Genomic DNA, 25,541 nt, shown 5'->3' on the forward strand with positions numbered 1-25,541 from the left:
GGCCGATGGGCAAAACGCACTGATGTGCATGGCGGCCTCCCCACCGCGGAACCGCTTATTTGCCACAGTGCTGATATTTCTATCGCCGCAGCGTGATGCGACCTTTCATACCCTCTGCATTCATTGTTATGGCGGGCTTGAGAGATTTGTATTGCAGGAGCGCCGATGACCAAAACCCTGAAATGCGACGTGCTGGTGGTCGGCACCGGCATTATCGGTTCCATGGCAGCGCTTTATCTGCAGAATGCCGGGCGTGATGTCGTGCTTCTTGAGCGTGGCGACATCTCCCGCGGTGCGAGTTCCGGTAATGCCGGCATATTGGCCTTTCCGGAAATCATCCCCATTCCCGCGCCCGGTATCATGAAAAAAGCCCCGCGCTGGCTTTTTGATCCGCTCGGACCTCTCAGCGTGCCGCCGGCCTATGCACCGAAGATCGCCCCGTGGCTTTGGCGTTTCTGGCGCGCCAGCGCCGAACGCAGTTTCCGTCATGGGCTGAAATCACTCGTGGAAATCAACCGGCTGGCGGCCATCGAAATGGCCCACATCGCTGCCATGCCCGAGCTCTCGTCCTTCATCTCAAAAACCGGCACGCTTGATATCTATGATAGCGAGGCGAGCCTCAACGCCGCCCGTAGGGATTGGGACGAAAAGGAAAAAGCCGGCTTCGCATTCCAGCGCGTTGACCGCAACGAAATCGAAGAGCTGCAGCCGGGCCTGGCGCCGCAGTTCCGCCATGCGGTGTTTTCGGCGGATGGCCTGCAGGTCTCCGATCCCTATGATTTCACCCGCGCCATATTTGATCTTGTGATCTCACGCGGAGCCAGCCTTCGCAAAGGCGAAGCTCAGCGCATCGACGCAGTGGGCGAAAGTACGATCGTCACGCTGGAGAACGGCGACAAGATCGACGCCGACAAAGTGGTGATCGCCTGTGGAGCATGGTCCAAAAAACTTGCGGCGACGCTTGGCAACATCGTGCCGCTGGAAACGGAACGAGGATACAACACGACCCTGCCTGTCGGTGCTTTCAACCTGACACGCCAGCTTTATTTCAACGACCACGGCTTCGTTGTGACCCCCTTGTCGACTGGCATCCGCGTCGGCGGCGCCGTCGAACTCGGCGGGCTGGACCTGAAGCCGAACTTCCGCCGCGCGGAAGCCATGTTGAAAAAAGCGGAACGTTTCCTTCCCGGCCTCAAACTGGAAGGCGGACGGCAATGGATGGGGTTCCGCCCCTCCATGCCGGACTGTCTTCCCGTCATTGGCACCGCGCGGACGACACCCTCCGTTATCTACGCCTTCGGCCACGGTCATTTGGGGTTGACCCAGTCGGCAGCCACAGCCCGGCTGGTGACGCAGATGGCAAACGGCGACGAAACGTCCATCTCGGTCGATCCCTTCCGCCCGGGACGGTTTTCCTGAAATGGGGTAGCACTGGCGACGCCACGGCCCGGCCTCGCCAGCAATACGGGTTATTTCACCGTCTGCGTGGAATCGTCAGGGAATTCCACCGTCGCGAAGGACGGGTAGACCTTTCGCAAGATGGTCACCTGCTGCTGATCGCTCACCCGGAGCAAATACCAGTCCGAACCGTCGATCAGCGCCAGCGTGTGGGACTTCGCCTCTATGGTCTGACCGCCGGTTTCCATCACGGTTTTTGTCGGAATGAGCGCATACGGCGTGCCATCCGGCGTCTCAGTCAGGCTGATCGCCCGCGCGTCCATGGTGAATTCGGTTATCTTGACCGCCGCGAGCGCCATCTGCATCTGCGCCGTCAAGGCGCTCCGCAACTGCTCCACGGTGACACCCGCATCACTGGCGATGAACTCGAAGATTTTCGGCGGCACAGTCTTGCCGACCGTTTCGAAATCCTGCGCATTCAGGGCGGTGCTGAAACGCTCGATCTCGGCACGCAGCCTCTCCTGCTCGGCAGGAGAGAGATCACGCGCGGAGACGGGACATGCAACCGCAATCAACAGAAACAGACAGGATAAAAGGCGTTTCATGCCCGGCCTTCCCGGTTGTCCGGCAGAACCCTTACCCGTAAGGGCAACAGCCCGCAAACGGTTCGATCAGCGCAGCAGAACGAAACCGGCCGCCGACAGAACGAGAAAGACAACGAGACCGCCGAGGAAGCCCGCGGATGTGAAAAAACCGGCAACCATGGCCAGCATCAGCACGCACAGCATCATCGTGCCGTATTTGGTCAAGGCCAGAAAACCGTTATAGGTCTTTTCGTGTTCGGCGTAGTTCATTTCAGCGCCAAGTTCGACCGGACCTGTATGGTGTTCGCTCATTCCACTTCCCCTTTGCTCCATCCGTCATTCCCGTCCTGCGGGGAAATCTGCCCCGCGGACGATCACGGGCCATGCCGGATTCTCCGGTGCCAGAGGTAACATGAAGTGGTCGAAAAGCGCAATGCGTTCCGCACGAAAGTGTCACGCCGCCATCCGTCGGACCGGCTCTCAAGGACAATACTTGCCTTCCGGCAACATTCTTTCGTTAATAGTTGAAAAGGGCCACCGTTCTTGCTCTTTGCGTGCGGTTTCGGTTGCTTTTCGAACCGCCTGCCCATACACGGATTCTGTGGGGAGGAACTCCGGAACCGATGGGTGCGGACGCGCGTGGAGGCGTGGCCGTTGCAGGGGTATCGGGCTTTGCTCTCCGCCATAAACCCGCAAAGGGCCCGGCAAGGGAAGAGGGGAAAGTCATGAAATCGCTTTTAAAAATAAGTGCGTTGATAGATTCTGCGAGCGAGGCCCTGGGCAAGGTCGCCGGTTATCTCGTGCTCATCTGCTGCCTCGTCAGCGCCGGTAACGCCATGGTCCGTTACGCCTTGAACTACAGCTCCAACGGCTGGCTCGAAATCCAGTGGTACATGTTCGCCTTCATCGTGCTGATCGGCGCTTCCTATACGCTGCGCATGAACGAGCATGTTCGGGTCGACATCATCTATGGTGCGATTTCGCCACGCAGCCGCATCTGGGTGGATATTATCGGCATTGTGTTGTTCCTGTTGCCCGGCTGCCTTTATCTAGCCTGGCTGTCCTGGCCCATGTTCACGCTGTCCTGGAATCAGGGCGAAATGTCTTCCAACGCCGGCGGCCTGATCCGCTGGCCCGTGAAACTCATCATCTTCGCCGGTTTCGCCCTTCTGGTTCTTCAGGGGTTTTCCGAACTCATCAAGCGCATAGGCGCCCTCAACGGGCTTTATGCGCTCGATACGAAGTACGAAAAACCCCTGCAATGATCGCGCCGATCTGAACCTTCAGGATATTCCCATGTTTGAATACGGTATTCTTCCGCCACTGATGTTCATCGGCATGATTATCTTCATGCTTTACGGATTTCCGGTGGCTTTCTCGCTTGCCACGGTCGGCCTCGTTTTTGGCGTCATCGGCATCTTCACCGAGCATTTTTCACCGGCTTTTCTTCAGGCCCTGCCCCTGCGCATCTTCGGCATCGTTTCGAACGACCTTCTGCTGGCTATTCCCTTCTTCACCTTCATGGGCGCTATTCTGGAGCGTTGCGGCCTTGCGGAAGACCTGCTCGAAGGAACGGGGAAGCTTTTCGGCGCTATACCGGGCGGACTTGCCTATGCCGTCATCATTGTCGGCGCGATCCTGGGCGCGATCACCGGCACGGTTGCGGCCTCGGTCATCACCATGGGCGTCATCTCGCTGCCCATCATGCTGAAATACGGCTATAATCCGCGACTTGCCACCGGCGTCATCGCCGCCTCGGGCACGATCACACAGGTCATTCCGCCCTCGCTGGTGCTGATCGTCCTTGCCGACCAGCTCGGTAAATCCGTGGGCGACATGTATCTCGGCGCGATCGGTCCGTCGATCCTGCAGGTGGCGATCTTCATGCTCTTCATCCTGCTGATGTCGATCGTGCGGCCGAAGGATCTTCCGGCTTTGCCGCCGGAGGCACGCGGTGAGCTTAACCGGGCGCTGGTGTTGCGTGTGCTGGCGGGCATGATCCCCTCCATCGTGCTCATCTTCCTCGTGCTCGGCACCATCTTTCTCGGCCTCGCAACACCGACGGAAGCCGGAGCGCTCGGCGTTGTCGGCGCGATGGCGCTGGCGGCGGCACATCGGCGGCTCAGCTGGGACCTCGTCAAGCAGGGAATGCATTCCACCATGCACATCACGTCGATGGTGGTGTTCATCCTGGTCGGCGCGACCTGCTTTTCGCTCGTTTTCCAAGGCATGGATGGTTCGCTTTGGATCGAGCACATGTTGTCGGGCATTCCGGGCGGTCCTATCGGCTTCCTGATCTTCGTCAACATCTTCATCTTCTTCCTCGCCTTCTTCCTCGATTTCTTCGAAATCGCCTTCATCGTCATTCCAATGCTGGCGCCGATAGCCCAGTCGCTCGGCATTGACCTCATCTGGTTCGGCGTGCTGATCTGCATCAACATGCAGACAAGCTTCATGCACCCGCCCTTCGGATTTGCATTGTTCTACCTGCGTTCCATCGCGCCGCGCACCGTCAAGACATCGGATATCTACATGGGCGCCATTCCCTGGCTCGGCATGCAGCTCATCCTCGTCGCCATCGTGATATTCTGGCCGGAATCCGTCACCTACTGGATAGACAAGGCTCCCGACGTCGATCTGAATTCCATCAAGATCGAGGTGCCCGCCTTCGGTAATCAGGGTGGCAACACCATGCCCAATTTCGGCTTGCCAGGAGGCCAGCCAGGAGGAATGCCGGGCATGCCAAATCTGGGCGAGCCGCCGAAGATCGGGCCTTGACAGGCATCCTGTAAGGGCGCGGAAACGCCTGTGATTGCGAAGACGGGTACGCCCCCGCCTTCCCTTCATTCTCTTTAGAAACGGACCCGGGCAGTCACTATACTGCCTGTCCGGTTCTTCTTGATGACGAATGCAACGCTCAGCGTTTTCCACATCGCGTCACATCCACAATTGAGGCCAATGGCCGGGGCTGGGGGCGCCGATCTCAGCCGGCAGTCCGGCTGGTCGCTTATCCTGCGATTGTGCTCTGAAGGACCCGATCATAATCCATCCATTGTTGTCGAATGCATGAGGGTACGCGCACAACAAAAACCCCGGAGACCGAAATCTCCGAGGCCTTTGCCCGGTCCGCCGCCGTTACTGAATAATCAGAGCTTGCCGTTACGCTGCTGGATCATCATGAAAGTATCGAAGGTGTATTCCGCCAGCTGCATCCACAGATAGCCTTCGCGCTTGAAGGCGACCTGGTCCTCGTAAATCTTCTTGAAGTCCGGATTGGAAGCCGAAATATTGGCGTATACCTCAAGGGCCGCCTTATAGCACGCTTCCAGAATTTCCTGGCTGAAGGGTCTGAGTACCGCGCCTTCAGAAACGAGCTGCTTGATGGCAATCGGGTTTTTGGCGTCGTATTTCGCCATCATGCTGGTATTGGCGAAGGCGCAGGCGTCCTGCAGCGCCGTCTGGTAGTTCTTGGGCAGGCTGTTCCACTTGTCCAGATTGACAAAAGAGTGAATGACCGGGCCGCCTTCCCAGAAGGCCGGATAATAATAGTACTTTGCAACCTTCTGAAAACCGAGCTTGTGGTCGTCATAAGGGCCGACCCACTCGGCGGCGTCGATGGTGCCCTTTTCCAGCGCCGGATAGATATCACCGCCGGCGATCTGCTGCGGCACGACACCAAGCTTTTCAACCACTTTGCCGGCAAGGCCGGCAATGCGCATCTTGACGCCTTTGAAATCGTCAACCGTGTTGATCTCCTTACGGAACCAGCCTCCCATCTGCGCGCCGGTATTGCCCGAAATCATGCCGTAGAGGTTATGTTTGGCGTAGAATTCATTGAGCAGTTTATTGCCGTTGCCTTCATAGAACCACGAATTGGTCAGGCGGGCATTCAGGCCAAAGGGTATCGCCGTCCCGATCGCGAAGGTCGGATCCTTGCCGACATAATAATAGGAGCAGGTATGGCACATTTCCACAGTGCCTGACGATACGGCATCGGCCGCCTGCAAGCCGGGAACGATTTCCCCGGCGGCAAAGGGCTGGATGGTAAAATTGCCATCGGTGGCGGCAGCGACGTGCTTCGCAATATCCTCGGCACCGCCATAGATCGTATCAAGCGATTTCGGAAATGACGACGTCAGGCGCCAGTTGATCTTGGTATTCTGCTGCGCAATGGCGGGCGCGGCAAGGGCTGCAGTGGCAGCTCCCGCGAGCGCACCTTTTTTCATAAAGGAACGGCGATCCATCTATATCCTCCCAGATATGAACGCTGCCTGCAGCTTTGAATTCCCCTCGTTGCTGTTCAGGCATTGTAGCGAAGTAAGCACGGTTATCGCCCGACTGACAAGCACCCGCACCAAGAATTAATCGCGGAAAAACGCCGTGTTTCCGGGAATTTTCTTCGCATTTTATATTCAACTGAAATATCTCGGCATCGCCTTATACTTTAGGCGCATGCCGGATCAGCAGGAGGCAAAGGCATGCTTGACTTGGTTCGCCGGCGGTCGCACATATTTCGAAGAATCGTTCCGGAGCCGCCATGCCAAAACCCATCATCGCCGTCCCCGCCGACATAAGGCATTTTACCGGAGCCGACTGGCACGCCGCGCAGAACCAGTATGTTTCCGCCGCCCTGAAAGTGGCTGGTGTCATGTCCTTCATCGTGCCGGCCTTTGAGGACGGACACGACGTGGACGCCATTCTCGACCGGGTGGATGGCCTGCTCGTCTCCGGCTCCGCCACCAATGTGCACCCTTCCCTCTACGGAAAGGAGGCGAAGGAGAGCGACGGCCCGTTCGACCAGGCCCGCGATGCCACCAGCCTGCCGCTCATCCGCCGTGCGATCGAGCGCGGCATTCCGATGCTGGCCATCTGCCGAGGAATACAGGAACTGAATGTGGCGCTGGGCGGAACGCTGGCGTCCGAAATTCAGGAGCACCCGGGCATATGGGACCACCGCAAGCCGGAACATGACGACCGCGACGTCGCCTTTGCCATCCGCCAGCCTGTGCATGTGCGCGAAGGCTCCTGCATTGCACAGCATCTCGGCATGTCGGGCGAAATCCAGATCAACTCGCTGCACAGGCAGGCCATTGCCGAAACCGCGCCGCGCCTGCAGGTGGAGGCGACGGCCGCCGATGGCACGATAGAGGCGGTGTCTGTCATTGACGCAAAAGGATTTGCTGTCGGGGTGCAATGGCATCCAGAATACTGGGCCGAGACGGACGCGCCCTCCCGCGCCCTGTTCGAGGCCTTCGGCAAAGCCGTCCACGACTATCGAAACAGCAAAGCATGAGCCGCTGCTGATCCCCTCGCCGCATGAGGGCACAAAAAAGGGGCAAGCCTGAAGGCCTGCCCCAAGGTCTGGGAGGAGGATTTAACGCTTGGCGCGTTTCTTCTGCCGGTAGACGTCAGCGACGACGGCCGCCACGATGATGAGACCTTTGACGATCTCCTGATAGTAGGCGTCCACTCGGAGGAAGGTGAAGCCCGATGTCATGACGCCGAGAATGATCGTACCGATTACCGTTCCGGTGATGCGGCCGGCGCCGCCGGATAGCGAGGTGCCGCCGATGACGGCCGCGGCGATGGCGTCAAGCTCATACATCACGCCCATGCCGGCCTGCGCGGTCTGAGCGCGGGCGGCGGTGACAACACCGGCGAGACCGGCGAGCATTCCGGCAATGGCATAGACCTTGATCAGATGTGCCTCGATATTGATACCGGATACACGTGCAGCCTGCTCATTGGCACCGATTGCATATGTGAACTTGCCATAGCGGGTGTAACGCAGCGCGACGTGGAAAATGATTGCCACGAGCAGGAACACCACGACTGGCCAGATGCCTGTGCCAATGAAATTGAAACCGTCGGTCAGGCCGGAGATCGGCTGACCCTTCGTATACCACTTGGAAATGCCGCGCGCGGTCACCATCATGCCGAGAGTGGCAATGAAGGGCGGGATTTTCGTGCGGGCGATGAGCTGCCCATTGATGAAACCGGCCAACATGCCGGCGAGAATGCCGACAGCAAGCGGGATGATGAACGGCAGGTCGGTGAGCCCGGGATAAAGTGCCCGCGGCCAGGTTGAAGACTGCGCCATGCTAGCGGACAACATCGCCGTGAGGCCGACGACCGACCCGGAGGACAGATCGATGCCGCCGGTAATGATGACCTGCGTAACACCTACGGCTATGATGCCGATCACGGAGACCTGCAGGATCATGATGGTCAGTCGCTGCTGGTTCATCAGGAAGCTCTGGCCGATGAATATCCAGCCGAGAATCTCGTAAATCAGCGCTATGCCGATCAGAATGAAGAAAATATTGGCTTCCGGCGGTATGCGCCGGTGCGGTTTGCGTCCGGATTTGGCATCCAGCTCCGGAGTGGCGGCGGCGTTGCTATTCATATCTGTTCCTCCTCGAGAAATCCCGGCGCGCCTCACCGCGATGCGAGATCCATCACCTTAACCTGCGTGGCTTCACTTCTATCAAGGAAGCCGGTCACCCGACCTTCATGCATGACCATGATGCGGTCGCTCATTCCCAGAACCTCCGGCATTTCGGAGGAAATCATGATGACGGCGACGCCCTGGCGCGCCATCTCACAAACGAGCTTGTGAATTTCCGCCTTGGCGCCCACATCGATGCCGCGCGTCGGCTCATCGAGGATCAGAATGCGCGGCTTGGTCAGCATCCAGCGACCGATCAACACTTTCTGCTGGTTGCCGCCCGAAAGATTTTCGATGCGCTCGTAAAGATGCGGAGTTTTCACCCTCAGCTTGCGGCACATTTCCTCGCAGGCGTCCGACAACGCGTTTTCCTGCACGAAACCATTGGCGACATATTTGTCCTGCAGAACGGCGATCTGCATATTTTCCAGAATATTCAGGATCAGCAGACATCCCGTGTCCTTGCGATCCTCGGTCAGAAACGCCATGCGATGACGAATGGCTTCCGTCGGGCTGGTGACTGAAACGGGGTTGCCATCGATGCTGATCGTCCCTGAAGACGCGGGCGTCACACCGAAGACTGTCTCTGCAACATTGGAACGACCGGAACCGACCAGGCCCGCGACGCCGAGAATTTCACCGGCGCGAACGTCGAAGGAAATATCGTGGAACACGCCATCAAGCGTCAGGTTTTTGACCGACAGGACAACGTCGCCGATAGGAACCTCTTCCTTCGGGAACATCTGCGTGATCTCGCGGCCCACCATCATACGGATGATGTCGTCGCGCGTTACATCGGTAGAGGCATGCGTGCCGATATATTTCCCGTCCCGGAAAACAGAGAACTCGTCGGCGATTTCGAATAGCTCGTTCATCTTGTGAGTGATGTAGACGATGCCGATACCGCGTTCCCTGAGATCGCGAATGATGCGGAAGAGATGCTCCACCTCGCGCTCCGTCAGCGCGGATGTCGGCTCGTCCATGATGAGAACGTCGGAATCGTAAGAAACCGCCTTGGCAATCTCGACCATCTGACGGCTGGCGACGGAAAGCTCACCGACCCGCGTTTCCGGATCGAGATCGATACCGAGGCGATCCAGCAGGGCTTCGGTACGGCGGTACATCTCGCCATGATCGATAAGGCCCAGCCGGTTCTTGGGTTCCCGTCTGATCCAGATATTTTCCGCGACCGTCATGTAAGCCATCAGGTTCAATTCCTGATGGATCATGGCAATGCCGTTTTCCAACGCATCAAGCGGGGAATCGAGACGAATGTCGGCGCCTTTCAGGCGGATTTCGCCGCTGTCTGGCTGGTAGATGCCAGCCAGAATCTTCATCAGCGTCGATTTTCCAGCGCCGTTCTCGCCCATCAGCGCGTGCACGGTGCCGCGCTTTAGCTTGAACTGCACATCATCGAGCGCCACCACGCCGGGAAATTCCTTGCGTATGCCTTCGACGGCGAGAAGGTATTCCGCATTCGGCACGGCGCCGCTGGCGCGCACGGCGGCCATTGTCGATGGACTGACGACCATCTCATCCTCCACAATAGACAAAATTGACCGGAAACAGGCTTCGCCCAATGGCGCACCTTGCCTCCGGGGAGGCTTACAGCGCCATGTCGACCACAACATGCAGGGCGCTGCAACACTTTGAATTCACTGGAATTCAATCACGATCCCCTCATGCGCCGAAGCTTGTTCGGCGCCGTCGGGAACCGGCATCTGCCTCCAATATCAATCTGAACGGCGCAGATGCCGGAAGGCGGCCACTAGTTCTTGGCCACGTAGTCCTTGACGTTTTCAGGCGTGACGAGCTGGAAGGGGATGTAAACCTTCTTCTCGACCTTCTCGCCCTTGACGAGCTTCAGCGCGGCATCAAGTGCGCCCTTGCCCTGGCCTGCCGCATCCTGGAAGACCGTGGCGTCGAGATCGCCCGCCTGCATGGCGGCGAGAGCATCCTGCGTGGCGTCCACACCGGCGACGACATAATCCTTCATGTCCTTGCCAGCAGCCTTCAGAGACTGAATGGCGCCGATCGCCATTTCGTCGTTATTGGCGATGACGGCGTTGAACTCGATGCCGCTCGACAGCCAGTTGGTCACGAGGTCGGAACCCTGCGTGCGCTGCCAGTTAGCGGTCTGCTCTTCAACCACGGAAATGCCTTTGCATTCGTCGGTTTTCAAGACATCCTTCGCAGACTGCGTGCGCATGCGCGCCGCCTGGTTCGAGAGCTCGCCCATCATGATGACGGCATTGCCCTTGCCACCGAGGAGGCGGCAAACCTCTTTCGCCTCAAGCGTACCAGCCACCGTTTCGTCGGAGGCGACAAACGCCTGTCCGTCCGGCAGGCTGTCGACGTTCACCGGCTGGCGGTTGACGTAAACGAGCGGAATCTTGGCGTCGGCTGCGAGCTTGGACATGGCCGCTGTCGCATCCGTGTCCACAGGGTTGACGATGATTGCGTCGACCTTGGAAGCGATGAAGTTCTGGATCTGGCTCTGCTGCTTGGCGACGTCGTTCTGCGCATCCTCGACCTGCAGGGTGACGCCCTTCAGCTCCTTGGAATAATCCTGCATGCCATTGCGCAGCACGGTCAGGAAGTTGTCGTCAAACAGCGCCATCGAGACACCTACGGTCTCCGCATGGGCCGCCGTGCCGAGAAGCACAGACATAGCTGCGCCGATGATAAATTCCTTCATTGTTTTTCTCCTCCGTGGCGTCCGGCGCCGCCTCTCCCAGCCGGAGGCGAACCCGAAAGCCCGCCGCAACCTCCTCACATCAGAAAACGGAATAATGAAACCGATTTTCTGCCTGTTCGATATATTTATTCCATTTTTGGTTCGAACGTCAATGTTTTCTTCGCAGCCCCGCAGCGGAGTGGTGCACAAGGCTGTGATGATGGGAAATTGCGGGGGACGTGCCTCCGGATCGCATAGCCGTGGAAGATGCAGAGGCTCGCTCGGCCTCGTTCCCAACCGGGAGGCCGGGTCCATAAGCCGTTGAAATTATGCTTTACGGCTCGAAATGGGGATAACTCGGCCGGGATGGAAGATTTATTCCAAACCGGCATCCACCGGCTCTCCTTGGAGAAGGCCGGCGGCGCATCAGCTTTTCTTCCGCTCGAAACAGTCAGGGGATCTTCCGTGCCGCCTGTGGAAATATGGCGGCACGGGGACGGCGGCAAAAGGAGGTGCGTAGCGCCTTACCGGTGGGAACCCGGCATGACATCGGCGGGAATCGGGCAGACGTATTTGCTGCCTTCCGTCTTTTCCTGCCATTCCTTCCTGGCGCTGGCGAGCAATTCCGGCGATGTCATCAGTGAAAGACCTGTCGCTGCAAGCGTTTTGGCGGCATGCACCATGGCCTTGTGGGCGGCAGGAGTTTTGCCTTGTGCCACCACCTGCCAGGTATGCGGATTGGTCCCGATCGCCCAGGCGGGTGTCCAGCATTGTGCCGTCGGTGTCACCCAGCTGACGTCACCGACATCGGTGGAGCCGGCCCGAAAATGCGAATGCCCCTCGAAATCCCGCAGGCCGAGATGCAGGGGCGTCGAGCCGTCGATCTTACGGTTGGAAAAGACATCACCCTTTATCTGGTAGAGCCGGATGCTGCTTTTGATCGCCTCGTCAGTAAAAGTATCCTGGATGCGTTTGGCAAAAGCGATATCCGCTTCATCGAAAGCGACAGGGCCAAGCGCCACCATGTTTTCATGCATCGCCGTTTCCAGCGCGATGTTGGGCAGGAGATTGGTGGAGGCGGTATCAAAGACGATCTCCACCTCGGTCTCGGTCATCAGTGCCGCACCGCGCGCCACCTTGTCCACCCGCGCGGCGAGATCAAGCGCCTGACGCATTTCCGGGGCGCGGATCAGATAAAGGACTTCCGCCTTGGCCTGCACCACATTGGCCGCCTTGCCGCCAGTGTCAGTGATTGCATAATGTACGCGGCAATCCTGCGGCATGTGTTCGCGCAGGAAATTGACGCCGACATTCATGAGTTCGACGGCATCGAGCGCCGAGCGGCCGAGATGGGCTGCATTGGAAGCGTGGGCCGCAACACCCTTGAAACGGTAAAAATATTCCAGCACGGCCAGATTATTGGTCGAGCGTACCCCGTTGAACGGTGCCGGGTGCCAGGTCAGCGCAGCATCGACATCGTCAAACAGGCCGGCACGCACCATGAAGGTCTTACCGGAACCGCCCTCCTCGCCGGGGCAGCCGTAATAACGGACGGTGCCGGGCATATTATTGGCCTTCAGATGCCGGGCGAGCGAAATAGCAGCCATCAATGAGCCGACGCCGAGCAGATTATGGCCACAGCCATGGCCGGTGGCGCCCTCCTCTCGCGGCTGCACCTTCGCCACATCAGCCACCTGGCTCATGCCGGCCAGCGCATCGAATTCACCGAGGAAGGCGATAACGGGCTTGCCCCTGCCAAATTCGCCGATGAAGGCGGTTTCCATGCCCGCCACACCGCGCCGAACCGTAAAGCCATTTTCCTCAAGCGCGGCGGCCAGAATGCCGGCAGATTGCCGTTCTTCAAATTTGAGTTCGGCAAAATCCCAGATGCTGTCGCTCAAAGTGGTGAAATCAGGCTTCATCGCCTCGATTTCGGCGGCAATCGACATCACGGCATCACGGTTCATGGCTTTTCCTCGCATTTCCGCCCTTTTCGGGCACGCTCAGGCGCTTCGGCAGAGGCACCGCCAAATTACCGCGCTTAATAATGGAAAGCCCGCGCCGGGGTCAGCCGCCGGCGCGGGCAAGGGTGGGTCAGTTGTCGACCGAGACCTCCCAGAGGCGAGCGTTCGACTGCCAGACAGGCTGGCCCTTCAGCTTCTTCGTCGCGCCCCAGACATCGACCATGTCATAGAGGAAGATACCCGGCATTTCCTTCAGCATCAGCTCATGGAACTCATCGAAAATCTTCTGGCGTTTCGTCTGGTCGGCCTCAACATAGGCGGCCTTCATCAGCTCGATCGCCTTCGGATCATCCCACATCAGGGAAGCGTTCTTGTCCTTGTTGCCGACATAAAAGGCATACATCAGCGCCGGGTCGAGGCGCGGAGCGACCGACTGCGAGATCACCTGATAATTGCCGGAGCGGCGGCGATCCACCTGGGTGGCATAGTCCAGCACCTCGATCTGCACGTTGAGGCCCGCCTGCTGCATCATCGCCTGCGCCATGACGGCGGCCGGGAAGCTCGGCACGTTGCCACGCTTGTTGGCGATGATCGAGATTGGTTCGCCCTTGTAACCGGCCGCCTCAAGCTCCTTCTTGGCGGCATCGATGTCATAGGCCGGACGCTTCTTCTGGGTCTCACCGTAATAGACAGAATCCTGCGAAACCATCGAACCGTTGGCCTCGCCCGTGCCGTTGGATGCGGCGGCAACCAGTTCATCAAGATCGAGTGCCATCGCCATGGCGCGACGCACGCCGGGATTGCTCAGCACCTTGTCACGGGTCTGGATGTAGAACAGGTTCTTGCCGTTGTTGCGGGAAACGATGAGTTGCATCTTTTCGTTGGTCTTGAATTCCGGAATGAGATCGGGGGAAATCTCGGCCGTATCGAGCACGCCGGATTCAAGACCCGCCTTCACGGTCGAGGCATCAGGGATGACCATGAACTTGACGCCATCGGCCAGCGGCCGCTTGGAGCCGACCATGCCGTCAGGCTTGCCGTCATTTGCCGGCGAAACGTAGTCGGCAAACTTGGCGAGGCGGATATACTCGCCCTTCTTCCACTCGTCCCACTGAAAGGGCCCCGTGCCGATCGGCTTGACGAAACTGCCATCGGAAGCAACCGATTCCGGTGAGATCATGCCCGTATAACCGCATTCCGGCCGTGACATGAGGCCCAGGAAAACGCCGGATGGTTTTTCCAGGGTGATCTCGACAGTGGAAGCATCCGTGGCCTTGACGCCAGTGACGTGTGCTGCGCCGCCCTCGACGAAATCGTTGAGGCAGGCCCATTTGGTTTCCGGCTTCAGGTAACGCGTCCAGTTCCAGACGACATCCTCTGCGGTGAGCGGCTTGCCGTTGTGGAATTTCACGTCCTTGCGCAGCTTGAACGTATAGGTCAGGCCATCAGGGGCAACCTCGACGCTTTCTGCGAGAAGCGGCTTCACCTCACCGGCATTGTTATAGCCGACGAGACCCTCGACGATATGCAGGATGACCCCATCCGTATTGCCATCGCGGTTCACCCCCGGGTTGTTGCTGCGCAGATCCGAGCTCTGCGCAATGGTGATGTCGCGTGCTGCGGTTATGTTGGCCGTTACGAGCAGGGCAACGCCTGCGAGAAGAAGTTTTTTCACTGTTCTACCCTCTTTGTTGTCGTTGATTGTTATTGATGAAAGCCATCCCAGCACGCCTGCGCCAGCCGGCCGATCGTTTCGAGCGCGATGGTGTATCCCGGCGTGCCGTCAGGCATGGTTTGCGGCACCTCATCGGTATAAGCGGTGATGATGAAGGACGGCGCGCCGTTTCTGTAGACGATGCCCGCATCCATGCGACCACGTTTGCCGCGACCGCTCTTGCTCGCCACCACGGCCTCGAACGGCAGGCGGGAGCGAATTCCATAACGCAAAATCTGGTTCTTCAGCGTCTGCATCGCCCATTCGCACAATTGCGCACTGCATCCGAGCTTCGCCTGCGCTTGCCGCGAGGACTGGGCATCGAGAATGGTCTGCAACAGCAACACCTGGTCCGCCGCCGACGTTGTGGTGACGGTTTTAAGCGGATGGTCCGCCGCCAGTGCCAATGGCGGAATGAGAAAACGATGATGGGTGTTGGACATGCCGAGCGATTTGCAATAGCCGTCCACCTCTTCCAGCGTCAGCCTCTCCAGCACCATCTTGGTGCAGACATTATCGCTCAGCACCATCATGCCGGCGACGGCATCGCGTAGCGAAATCACGATGCCCGGCGTCATATAGCGGAACATGCCGCTCGCCACCTCTTCCGCCAGCCGTTTTTCATAGGTGACGGGCTGGTCGAGATCGATCCGCCCTTCGCTGGCGGCCTTGAGCACTGCCATCATGATCGACGTCTTGCGGGTGCTGCCCGATGGCGTCTCCTCGTTTTCTCCCCGGCCGATCTCTTCACCGGTCAGGAGATTGCGCACCATGAAGCGCGTCACGAAAGGCTGTGCATCACAGATCGCATTTAATTGGGCAGCCACAGTCATTGTCATCTTCCTGTTAAACTTCATCTTCCAGACGCCATTTCAGTGTCACGCCGCCCTTTTCATTCTGGTCGAGGGCGGGAATGGCCGAGAGCAGCCGGCGCGTATAGGCTTCCTTCGGACTGTCGAAAATCGTGTCGCGGTCACCCTCTTCGATGATGCGGCCGTCCTGCATGACGACGACACGGTCCGCCACCTGCTCCACCACACCGAGATCGTGGCTGATGAACAGGCAGGAAAAGCCGTAACGTTTCTGCAGATCGGAAAAGAGATCGAGCACCTGCGCCCGCACCGTCACGTCGAGTGCCGAGACCGGTTCGTCGGCGATCAGGAACCGCGGACGGCGGGCAATCGCGCGGGCAATCGCCACGCGCTGGCGCTGGCCGCCGGAAAGCTCGTGCGGATAACGGGCGGCGTAGTCAGCGCCGAGCCCCACTTCCTCCAGTGTTTCCAGCGCCCGCTTGCGCTTGGCGGCCTGATCGAGGTCAGGCACGAGGCGCAATGCCTCCTCCACCAGCGCCTGAATGGTCATGCGCGGATCAAGCGAGGAATAGGGATCCTGAAACACCATCTGGCAATTCAGGCGATAATCCTTCCAGTCCTCGTTGCGCTCGCGGCCCTGAAAGCGGATATGCCCTTCGCTTTCCTTGACGAGCCCGGCAATGGTGCGGCCAAGCGTCGTCTTGCCGGAACCGGAGCCGCCAACCAGCGCCACGACCTCTCCCTCATGAATATCGATGCTGACGCCATGCAGCGCGCGCTTTGGCTTGGCTTTCTTCAGCAGGGATTTGCGGCCGGCATAATCGACAACGATATCGCGGGCCGAAACCATCGGCGCTTTGGAGGTGTCGATACGGCGCGGCTCGCCACGGAACGGCAGGGAGGAAAGCAGCTTCTTGGTATATGGGTGCTGCGGCGCGTCCAGCAGGTCCTCGGTACGGCCCTGCTCGACAATCGCGCCTTTTTCCATGACCACGATGCGTCTGGTATAACGCGCCACCATCGGCAGATCATGGCTGATGAGCAAAACGGCGGTGCCTTCCGCACGTGTCAGCTCCACCATCAGTTCCATGACATCGCGCTGGATGACAGCGTCAAGTGCCGTCGTCGGCTCGTCGGCAATCAGCAAAGCGGGTTTCAACAGCATGACCGAGGCCAGCATGATGCGCTGGCGCATACCGCCGGAAAACTCATGCGGATAGGCCGTCAACGCGCCTTGGGGATCGCGGATGCCGACTCGGCTCAGCATGTCGAGAATTCCCGCGCGGCGCTCTTCTCCCGACAGTTTCGTGTGAAGGATCAGCCCCTCTTCCAGCTGCCGGCCTATCGTCATTGATGGATTGAGGGAGGTCATTGGCTCCTGAAACACCACACCGATCTCTGCGCCGCGCAGACTTCGAAGCGCCTTCACCGGCAGAGACATCACATCCTGCCCCTTGTAGACGATCGACCCGCCGGTGACAGCGATGGCCGGTGGCAGAAGCGAGATGAGCGCGCGGGTGGCGAGCGTCTTACCCGAACCGCTTTCACCGACGATGCCGAAGATTTCGCCCGCGGCTATATCGAAGGAAACATCCTTGACCACCCGATGGCCGGTTCTGGCGACTTCGAGCGAAAGGCCCCGGACGGTGAGAAGTGTATTATCAGTCATTTGAGACCTCTCATGCGCGGGTCAAGCCTGTCGCGGAGGGCATCGCCCAAAAGATTGATGCCGAGCAGCGTCAGCGCGATGCAGAGACCGGGGAAAAGACCCAGCCACACGGCCTGCTGGATGAAGGGTCGGCCGGCGGCCAGCATATTGCCCCAGGTGGGGGCCGGCGGCGGCACACCAAGGCCAAGGAAGGAGAGCGCGCTTTCCGACAGAATGGCCCAGCCAAACATGGAAGTGGCAAGAACCGTGATCGGCGCGATGCAATTGGGCAGGATGTGGCGGAACATGGTGTAGATTTCACCATTGCCCATCACCAGCGACGCCTCGATGAATTCACGCTCACGCAGAGAAAGCACGGCACCGCGCACCACGCGGGCCATGGATGGCGTATAAGCGATACCTAGAGCGAAGATGATGCCATACTGGTTTGCGCCGAACACCGCGAGCAGGCCCAGCGCCAGCAGAATGCCGGGAAAGGCGAGAAGCGCATTGTTGATGGCCATGATGATGCCATCCACCCAGCCCCGCGCATAACCGCTGACAAGGCCGATCAGCGTGCCGCAGATCGTCGCGAAGCTGACCGTCAGGAAGCCGATCCAGACGCTGGCACGTGCGCCGACCATCAGGCGGCTCAAAACATCGCGCCCGAATTCATCGGTGCCGAGAAGATGGCTGGCGCTTGGACCGGCCAGACGCGAGGCGAAACCGAGCTTCATTGGATCATAAGGTGTCCAGAACAGGCCGGTTGCGGCGGTAATGAGCAGGAGGGCGATGAGAAAGCCGCCGATAAGCCCGTTGAGTGTGAACTTTTTCATTCGGCAACCACGCGCGGATCGAAGAGGGGATAGAGGAGGTCGACGAACAGGTTGACCAGAACATAGGAGAGCGAGACGAACAGCAGACAGCCTTGAATGACCGGATAGTCGCGGGCAAAAATACTGTCGACCATCAACCGCCCGAGGCCCGGAATGGTGAACACCGTTTCGATGACGGCGATGCCGCCGAGAAGATTACCAAGGATGAGGCCGATCATTGTCCAGGTCGGGCCAAAGGCATTCTTGAAGGCGTGCCGCCAGAGAACGGCGCTTTCCGAAAGGCCCTTGGCGCGGGCGTGGGTGATGTAATCAAGCCGCAGAACCTCCAGCGTCGAGGCGCGCGCCATGCGGATCAGAACACCCATTTCGTGGATTACCAGCGTCATGACGGGCAGGACGAGATAAAGCATGCCGCCGACGAGATTGTCGCTGATCGACACATATCCGAGCACCGGCAGCCAGCCGAGTTTCAGGCCGAAAAACAGAAGAAGCAGAAGGCCAAGCCAGAACGTGGGAATGGACAGAAGCAGCGTCGCCGTTCCGACCAGCGCGAGATCAGTCAGGCTGTTCTGTTTCCAGGCGGCGATCACGCCTGCCGGAACCGCAATCAGGCTGGCGAGAAGCACCGCAACCACGACGATCTCGGCGCTGACGAGAAAGCGCGAGACGACCAGCGGCAGCACCGGCTCGTCATTGACGATGGAGCGACCGAAATCGCCCTGCACCACATTGCCGGCCCAGATGACGAACTGTTGCGGCATGGACTTGTCGAGGCCGAGCTCGGTCCTCATGGCTTCGATCTGTTCCGGTTGCGCCATGTCGCCCAGCATCAGGGCGGCCGGATCGCCGGGAATGAAGCGGATGAGCGCAAACACCGTGATCGACACGAATGCGATCGTCGGCAGCGCCATCAAAAGACGGCTCAGTATGAATCTTATCATCGGTTCCCCACGATTGATGGCAGGTAATGACAGCCCGCCTCTATCGGTTTCATTGCTGGCGACTATGACGGATTGAGAAATATCACGCAATATTATGCATAAACGTCATACATCTATGCAGAATGACGGCGCGGTCCTCCCGATGAGGACAAGGACATCTTCCGCCCAAAATCCCGCTTCAGACGATCTTTTGCGAGAGCTGAATTTCCCGCTTCAAGGCATCGCTTAGCGCCTGCGCAGCGATGGAGAGCGGTGCCCCGGAGGCGCGGGCAAGACCGAACTCCTGCGTCGCCTGCGGGACGAACGGCCTCGCGACAACGGGCAGGTGCCGATAGAGGTTGGCATAAAAACTGCTGATGATCGTTACCCCCAACCCGTGCGCCACATAGGCGCAGGCGGAACTGTTGGTGTGAGTCTCGATCTTCACCATCGGTTTGACGCCAGCCTTTTTGAACACCTGATCGAGCGCCATGCGATTTGGCCGCTGGCGGCCGATCAGGATGAGCGGAATGTTGCGCAGGTCCTTCACGGTAATTTCGTCAAGCGCTGCCAGCGGATGATCCTCCCGGACCACGCACACACTCTTGCCGGTCGCGACACGCTCGACGTCGATGCCCGGCCCGATCTCACCTTCCATCCGCAGGAAACCGAGATCAATCACCCGCTCGCCGACAAGCTTGTTGATGGCGGTCGTCGTCTCGAAAAAAGTCTCGATGCGAACGCCGGGAAAATCCCGGACATAGTCGATCAGCATGGCGGGCGCGAAATTTTCCCACATACTGCTCGGCAGCCCGATGCGCACGATTTCCGGACCAGCCGCACCATTCCGCAAATCTTCCGCATGACCGGACATGCGGTCGACCGCAAGCAGCACGTTTTCCGCATCCCGCGCAAGCAGCACCGCCTCCGGTGTCGGAATGAGCCGCCCTTTGTCGCGGGCAAACAGCGTCAGAGACAGGTCGGCCTCAAGCTGCGCCAGCAGCCGGCTGATACCCGATTGGCTAAGCCCCATTGCCTTGGCCGTGGCGATGGTCGAGCCGGTGGAAAGAAGCGTACGAAGAACTTCGAGCTGCTTGATGTTCATGAGGCCAGCACCATGGATGAAGAGACAAGCCGGTTTCGGTTCTGACGTTTTGCCGCCGATAACGCTTCATGTCACCGGTTTTTTATCCCGCACGCGGCAACTGCCTACAGTTCCACCGAATACACGGTGTCATGGGTGGCCACGCAAGCATCACCCGTGGAGGTGACCCAACCGCGGAACATGCCGGGGGTATTGTAGGGCGCTGCAATCCCGCCTTCGGCATCGATAGCCACAAGACCCGCGCCAATATCGTAGGGCGCCAGATCCTGATGGACGAGATTGCCAGCAGCCGTCTCCAGATCCTGCCCGAGATAGGCGACGCGGGATGCGACTTCGTGACCGACGACGTAGCGGATGAAAAATTCGCCCTTGCCGGTGCCGGAAACCGCGCAGGCCCCATCCCGTGCATAGGTGCCTGCCCCGATCACCGGGCTGTCACCCACCCGGCCATCGGGCTTGTTGGTGTAGCCACCTGTCGAGGTGGCCGCGGCAAGATGGCCCGCCGCATCGAGCGCCACCGCACCCACGGTTCCGTGTTTCTCGTTTTCCGTCGCTTCCGTGCCAGCGGCGGCATGGCGCTTCATCGCCGCCAGTGCTTCACGGCGCTTTTGAGTCGTGAAATAGGATTGCGGCTCGGTCGCAAGCCCCTTTTCCTCTGCAAAGCGGTCGGCCGCCTCCCCCGTCAGATAGACGGCACGGTTATCCGCCATCAGTGCGCGGGCGGCTTTCACCGGATTGCGAATGGCGCGGGACGCGCTGATCGCGCCCGCTGCCAATGTGGCACCATCCATGATCGAGGCATCGAGTTCGTGGATGCCGTTCTCGTTCAGTGCGGCACCATGCCCTGCGTTAAAATGCGGGCTGTCCTCCATGACAACGACCGCCGCCTCGACCGCCTCAAGCGCGGTTCCGCCAGCCTTCAATACGCCATAACCGGCACGCAGCGCCGCTGCCAGATCATCGCGCGCAGCGGTCCACTCCTCTGAAGTCATGCTGTCTTCCGGCATAACGCCGCAACCACCGTGAATGGCCAGTGCGATCTTCGTCATGTTCTCTCCCCTCGTCGCCCCGCCAACCGCAGGGCCTCTTACCATCAATGAAAGGCGATCTCGCCGATGACCCGCACGCGAACCCGCCGCGCGCCGCCAGGCAGATAGGCAATCGGGATATCTTCCACCTCAAGCGTCTTCAGGCTCGCTCGTTCCGCTCCAGAGGCAATCGCCGCGTTCTGCGCCTCGGTCTCTGCTTTCGCAAGGGCCTCCTCGCGGCTCAGGCCGGAAAAGACCTGGTCGACCTCGCCGGAAACCTGCGCCATCGCCGCGCCCAGCGCATTGGCAACGCCGGCATTTTCCACACGCAGCACTTCCGACGCACCCGGAACCGTCACGGGAATCAAAAACGCCCCGCCGCCGACGGCAACCAGCGGCACATCTTCGGCCGAGGTCTTCATCTGGTCGAAACTGTCGGCCACCATGTCACGGATGCGTTGGAGTGTGGCCTGCACGAAAGCCGGATCGAGGCCTTTGACGCGGTCGCGGTCACCCATCTCGATCAGCCCCGCAGCAACGGCAATATCCGAGGTCGTGAGTGTCTGGCCGCCGAAAACACGGGCCTGCGTCAGGATGCGATAACCGACCGAGCGTGGACCGATCTTGCCCGTCTCAGGATCAACGATGGTGCCGCCGCCGAGCGCAATCGGCAGAAGATCGGGCATGCGGAAGAGCGTGCGCACCCCCCCAATATGGACGATATTGTTCGCCTCGCGCGGAAAACCGCCGACAAGGCAGCCGATATCGGAAGTCGTGCCACCGACATCCACCACCATGGCATCGTTAAGCCCGGTGAGGAAGGCAGCACCCCGCATTGAGTTCGTCGGGCCGGAAGCGAAGCTGTGCACCGGGTTGGCAGCGGCGACATCCGCGAGCGCCACCGTGCCGTCATTCTGGGTCAGATAGAATGGCGCCTTCACACCTGCTTCGCGCAACGCATCCGAAAATGCCTGAACGGTGGTCTTGCCAAGGGTTTGCAGTGCCGCGTTCAGCAGGGCGACGTTTTCCCGCTCCAGAAGCCCGATGCGGCCAAGCGTATGGGAAAGCGTGATGCGTGCATCGGGAATGACCGAACGGACGATTTCCGCCGCCCGCACTTCGCATTCAGTTGTCAGCGGCGAGAAGGTTGCCGAAATGGCGATGGAAGTGATGCCCGCATCGCGGATTTTCATCGCCGCCTCCCGAATTTCATCGGGAATCATCGGCACCAGCGGGCTGCCGTCATATTCATGGCCACCATGGACCATGAAGATCAACGGATCGACAGCATCGTACAAATCTTTTGGCCAGTCGCACATGGGCGGCAGCGAAGAACCGGTCGGCAGAGCGATGCGGATGGCTGCAACCCGTTCCAGCCGGGCGCGCTCCACCACCGCATTGGTGAAATGGGTGGTGCCGATCATCACCGCGTCGATCGGTCGATCCGTCGCGCCGACATGGCCGGACACATGGGCGAGCGCTGCTTTTACGCCCGACAGGACATCCTGCGTGGTCGGAACCTTGATGGAGGCGACAATGGTGTCTCCATCGATCAAAACGGCATCCGTATTGGTGCCGCCAACGTCAATACCGATGCGTTTCATGGGAATACCGATCTGAAGTCAATGTCATAACCGAAGGCGCGTGGGCCGACGGCGGCGATGCCGGCAGGCGTCGTCAAAAGCTCGGGTGCCGGCAGGGCGACAACCGTCACGCGCTGGCCGTAACGCACCGATTCCGTACCGATGGCGCCGCCGGAAACCGTATCGAGAAGGCAAAGCAGGTCCGGCGTCATGGCGACTGGCTGGCCATCGCGGAAGGCAACGGCCCACTCATTCTGGAATGCGAGCTCCATGCGCGAGCCACGGTCGGCATCGATGCCTTCAATGGTCGTGCTGCCGCGCAGGAAACCACCCGTGGTCTCGCGGGCCACATCCACCACCTTGCCGCGAAACAGCTGCTTGCCGCCCTCGTGGTCGAGAACCGCCTGAACGGGATCGTCATGGCGCGCACGCGCCTCCATCACCGCGCGCCCGAGTTCGGTCGCCTTGGTGACGGTGTAATGAATGCCCCACTCCTTCACTTCCTTGCCGGTGCGCGGCGCCTTGCAGGTGGCGGCGGTGGAGCCCACTTCGGTGCAGACCTTACGCGAGATACGCTCCATCCATTTCCATGAGGCAGCCCGCGTTACGATCACCTCATTGTCGCGCACATCGACCAGCGACAGCGGAAACATCGGCAGGTTGCCGATGGCGAAGGATGTCATCTGCGCTTCGGGATAGGCGCGTCCCATGGCGTCGGCATTGACGACCGGCCGGTCGAGGACGGCGGCAGCGAGGAAAGACGAGAGCGCGTTGGAGCCGCCGATCTCCACACTCATGATCGCCCGGAACGGCTTGCCGAGATAATCCTCCATGACCTCGACAGCGCGGGCAAGATGCACGGGGTCTCCCAGCCGTTCCTGACCGACAAGCGGGGCACCCATCTTGGAGACGACGGCAACCATGTCGTCATCGGCAAGCGCCATGGGATCCATGACCTTGACCCGTCGCCCCTCGGCATAGAGACGCCGCAGATTGAGCGTCGAGATATAGGGATTGCCGCCGCCCCCCGTTCCCAGAATCCAGGCACCGGTGGCCAGAGGTTCGATATCGTCTTCGGAAAATTCCTGGATCATGCGTCATCCTCGGGCATGCCGCAGCCTTTCCGGCCGCAGGCGATGCTCCTTCCCTTTGAAGTTCCAAGTCTGCCAACCCCGCCATCTGGGCGGGGTCGGTTTTCATGAGGTAAAGATCACTCGGCCTTGCAGTCCCAATGGAAGTTGGAGAAGTTCAAGTCCCAGCTCTGCATGGGGATGAACTCGTAACCCTGAAGGCACTTGTTCGCCGCATAACGGCGGTTCGGCGCAACCGCCCAGACGTCAGGCTGAAGATCAACGATCTTCGTCTGCAGCTCCTTGTAGGTAGCGTTCTGCTCGTTCACATCAGTGGTGGCGCGAACCTTGTCGATCAGCCCGTCGATTTCCGCGTTCTGCAGCCATTCCATCGACATCCAGGTACCGGATGCCTTGGAATGATACTGGTTGTAGAACATCGAGTCCGGCGACGGATAGGTCGGCGAGATGTTCACCTGCGTCGATGCCGGCGTTGTTTCGGGCTTGGAAGAAAGCTCGACGATACGGTTCCACGGCTCAGGCTTGATATCGAGCGTGATGCCGATCTGCTCGAGGCTCGACTGCAGAAGCAGCGCCACTTCCGCCTCGAAGGCGAGCGACGCGACATAGCTGTTGACGAGCGTGATCTTCTGGCCGGCATATTTCGACTTCGCCAGCTCTTCCTTGGCTTTTTCCAGATCGTAGACGCCCGGCTGGATATCGCCATTATGCGCGTCCTTGAACGCGTCAGAGAGCGGCCCCTTCATATCGAACCCCGGATAGATCACTTCCTGGATCGTCTTGTAGTCAGTCGCATAGGCGATGGCGCGGCGGACGTGGACGTCGTCGGTCGGATAGACCTTGGTGTTGAGCTTGATGACGAAACCGCCGGCGGTGCGGGTCTGGATCAGCTTGTAACCCTTCATCCGGCCGATGGATTCATAGGTGTCGTTGCCGAGCCCGTGCGAGGAAAGGCCGAGCTCACCCTTTTCCGCCAACGCCTTGACGGTGGCGTCGTCGCTGGTCTGCACGAAGCGTACTTCATCGATCGGCTTGCCCTTGGTCCAGCCGAGGAAATAATCGGCGTTACGGGCGATGACCATGTCGGCGGAGCGGTTGTAGCTGACGAGCTTGTAGGGGCCGGAACCGGCGGAATGTTCGCCGACATAAGCCTCGCCCCATTTGTCTTCGGGCTTGGCATTGGCTTCGATCAGCGTCTTGTTCATCGCCATCATCAGCGGCGTCGCCGCCATGAAGGGCGAGAACTGGCGGTCGATCTTCATGACCAGGGTTGCATCGTCAGGTGCGGTCACGTTTTCAGGCTTCAGCACGCCGACGATGAGGTTCGACGGGCCCTTGTTGATACCGAGCAGGCGCTGGATCGACCAGGCAAGATCGGCCGCCTTCACTGCCGTACCGTCTTGGAACTTCGCATCGTCGCGCAGGTGGAAGGTGTAGGTCAGGCCGTCCGCGGAAATCTCCCAGGATTTCGCCAGATGCGGCACGATTTCGCCCTTGGCGTTCACCGTGGTAAGTCCGTCATACATGTTCACGATGGCCATGTAGCCGGTGTAGTCAGTCACTTTCGCCGGGTCGAGCGAGCTGAATATCTGCATGGTGTTGACCGCGACCGACACCTTGTCTTCCGCAAGGGCCGCAGAAGACAGGACCGGCAACGCGAGCGCCGTGCCGAGCGCCAGTGCGGCGAGACGGGAAGAAACTACAGGCATTTTCATTATCGTTCTCCTCTTTAT

At 59.5% G+C, this 25,541-nt stretch carries 21 protein-coding genes; 4 read left to right on the top strand and 17 right to left on the bottom strand.

Annotated features, from left to right (window positions below; translation table 11 throughout):
• The first annotated feature begins 165 nt into the window (after positions 1-165).
• Positions 166-1,419 (top strand): NAD(P)/FAD-dependent oxidoreductase, encoded by a 1,254-nt coding sequence (locus WA845_RS14330; RefSeq protein ID WP_220366954.1) that lies wholly within the window; start codon positions 166-168, stop codon positions 1,417-1,419.
• Positions 1,420-1,469: 50 nt separating this feature from the next.
• Here the strand turns inward: WA845_RS14330 and WA845_RS14335 are convergent, their stop codons facing one another.
• The gene (locus WA845_RS14335; protein WP_174151608.1) at positions 1,470-2,003 is read right to left on the bottom strand and encodes a hypothetical protein; all 534 of its coding nucleotides are present in this window, start codon (positions 2,001-2,003) and stop codon (positions 1,470-1,472) included.
• Positions 2,004-2,069: 66 nt separating this feature from the next.
• Entirely contained in the window at positions 2,070-2,294 is a 225-nt protein-coding gene (locus WA845_RS14340) for an aa3-type cytochrome c oxidase subunit IV (RefSeq protein ID WP_004438441.1), read from the bottom strand.
• Between the two features lie 413 nt (positions 2,295-2,707).
• Here WA845_RS14340 and WA845_RS14345 point away from each other — a divergent pair, with 413 nt between their 5' ends.
• Both WA845_RS14345 and WA845_RS14350 read left to right on the top strand, forming a co-directional pair.
• The gene (locus WA845_RS14345) at positions 2,708-3,247 is read left to right on the top strand and encodes a TRAP transporter small permease subunit (RefSeq protein WP_004438438.1); all 540 of its coding nucleotides are present in this window, start codon (positions 2,708-2,710) and stop codon (positions 3,245-3,247) included.
• Between the two features lie 31 nt (positions 3,248-3,278).
• Positions 3,279-4,760, top strand: coding sequence for a TRAP transporter large permease (locus WA845_RS14350; protein WP_004438436.1), 1,482 nt, complete (start codon positions 3,279-3,281; stop codon positions 4,758-4,760).
• Positions 4,761-5,128: 368 nt separating this feature from the next.
• On the opposite strand, the gene WA845_RS14355 is transcribed toward WA845_RS14350, so the two are convergent.
• The gene (locus WA845_RS14355; RefSeq protein WP_003510333.1) at positions 5,129-6,226 is read right to left on the bottom strand and encodes a TRAP transporter substrate-binding protein; all 1,098 of its coding nucleotides are present in this window, start codon (positions 6,224-6,226) and stop codon (positions 5,129-5,131) included.
• A 293-nt stretch (positions 6,227-6,519) separates the two neighbouring features.
• Here WA845_RS14355 and WA845_RS14360 point away from each other — a divergent pair, with 293 nt between their 5' ends.
• Positions 6,520-7,275 carry a gamma-glutamyl-gamma-aminobutyrate hydrolase family protein gene (locus tag WA845_RS14360; protein WP_125270832.1) on the top strand — a complete coding sequence of 252 codons (756 nt, stop codon included), beginning with the start codon at positions 6,520-6,522 and terminating at the stop codon, positions 7,273-7,275.
• Positions 7,276-7,356: 81 nt separating this feature from the next.
• Here WA845_RS14360 and WA845_RS14365 read toward each other — a convergent pair whose 3' ends face one another.
• The 14 genes from WA845_RS14365 to WA845_RS14430 all read right to left on the bottom strand — a co-directional run bounded on the left by WA845_RS14365 (position 7,357) and on the right by WA845_RS14430 (position 25,523).
• On the bottom strand, positions 7,357-8,388 hold the full coding sequence (locus WA845_RS14365) for an ABC transporter permease (protein ID WP_022563607.1): 1,032 nt from the start codon (positions 8,386-8,388) through the stop codon (positions 7,357-7,359).
• A 32-nt stretch (positions 8,389-8,420) separates the two neighbouring features.
• Positions 8,421-9,962, bottom strand: a complete 1,542-nt coding sequence (locus tag WA845_RS14370) for a sugar ABC transporter ATP-binding protein (protein ID WP_113344121.1) — start codon at positions 9,960-9,962, stop codon at positions 8,421-8,423.
• A 236-nt stretch (positions 9,963-10,198) separates the two neighbouring features.
• Complete coding sequence (locus WA845_RS14375; RefSeq protein ID WP_174151609.1) at positions 10,199-11,128, bottom strand: sugar ABC transporter substrate-binding protein; 930 nt, start codon at positions 11,126-11,128, stop codon at positions 10,199-10,201.
• Positions 11,129-11,631: 503 nt separating this feature from the next.
• Positions 11,632-13,074, bottom strand: a complete 1,443-nt coding sequence (locus tag WA845_RS14380; protein ID WP_004438417.1) for a M20 family metallopeptidase — start codon at positions 13,072-13,074, stop codon at positions 11,632-11,634.
• Positions 13,075-13,201: 127 nt separating this feature from the next.
• Entirely contained in the window at positions 13,202-14,746 is a 1,545-nt protein-coding gene (locus tag WA845_RS14385; RefSeq protein ID WP_035208529.1) for an ABC transporter substrate-binding protein, read from the bottom strand.
• 29 nt (positions 14,747-14,775) lie between these two features.
• Positions 14,776-15,618 (bottom strand): serine hydrolase, encoded by an 843-nt coding sequence (locus tag WA845_RS14390; protein ID WP_167378225.1) that lies wholly within the window; start codon positions 15,616-15,618, stop codon positions 14,776-14,778.
• Positions 15,619-15,631: 13 nt separating this feature from the next.
• Complete coding sequence (locus WA845_RS14395; protein WP_037091055.1) at positions 15,632-17,266, bottom strand: ABC transporter ATP-binding protein; 1,635 nt, start codon at positions 17,264-17,266, stop codon at positions 15,632-15,634.
• Positions 17,263-18,081, bottom strand: coding sequence for an ABC transporter permease (locus tag WA845_RS14400; RefSeq protein ID WP_072493604.1), 819 nt, complete (start codon positions 18,079-18,081; stop codon positions 17,263-17,265). The genes WA845_RS14395 and WA845_RS14400 overlap by 4 nt, the downstream gene beginning before the upstream one ends.
• A complete protein-coding gene (locus tag WA845_RS14405; RefSeq protein ID WP_004438407.1) occupies positions 18,078-19,022 on the bottom strand; it encodes an ABC transporter permease in 945 nt (314 codons plus the stop codon). The genes WA845_RS14400 and WA845_RS14405 overlap by 4 nt, the downstream gene beginning before the upstream one ends.
• 178 nt (positions 19,023-19,200) lie before the next feature.
• On the bottom strand, positions 19,201-20,106 hold the full coding sequence (locus WA845_RS14410; RefSeq protein ID WP_004438405.1) for a LysR family transcriptional regulator: 906 nt from the start codon (positions 20,104-20,106) through the stop codon (positions 19,201-19,203).
• A gap of 104 nt (positions 20,107-20,210) precedes the next feature.
• Positions 20,211-21,155: an isoaspartyl peptidase/L-asparaginase family protein gene (locus tag WA845_RS14415; RefSeq protein ID WP_037091053.1), complete on the bottom strand. Its 945-nt coding sequence runs from the start codon at positions 21,153-21,155 to the stop codon at positions 20,211-20,213.
• Positions 21,156-21,199: 44 nt separating this feature from the next.
• Entirely contained in the window at positions 21,200-22,738 is a 1,539-nt protein-coding gene (locus tag WA845_RS14420) for a hydantoinase/oxoprolinase N-terminal domain-containing protein (protein ID WP_174151612.1), read from the bottom strand.
• On the bottom strand, positions 22,735-23,811 hold the full coding sequence (locus WA845_RS14425) for a DUF917 domain-containing protein (RefSeq protein WP_006698622.1): 1,077 nt from the start codon (positions 23,809-23,811) through the stop codon (positions 22,735-22,737). Before WA845_RS14425 ends, WA845_RS14420 begins: the two co-directional genes overlap by 4 nt.
• Positions 23,812-23,927: 116 nt before the next feature.
• Entirely contained in the window at positions 23,928-25,523 is a 1,596-nt protein-coding gene (locus tag WA845_RS14430; protein ID WP_072493606.1) for an ABC transporter substrate-binding protein, read from the bottom strand.
• Between the last annotated feature and the right edge of the window lie 18 nt (positions 25,524-25,541).

Source organism: Agrobacterium sp. CMT1 (assembly GCF_037203725.1).
Lineage (GTDB): Bacteria > Pseudomonadota > Alphaproteobacteria > Rhizobiales > Rhizobiaceae > Agrobacterium > Agrobacterium pusense.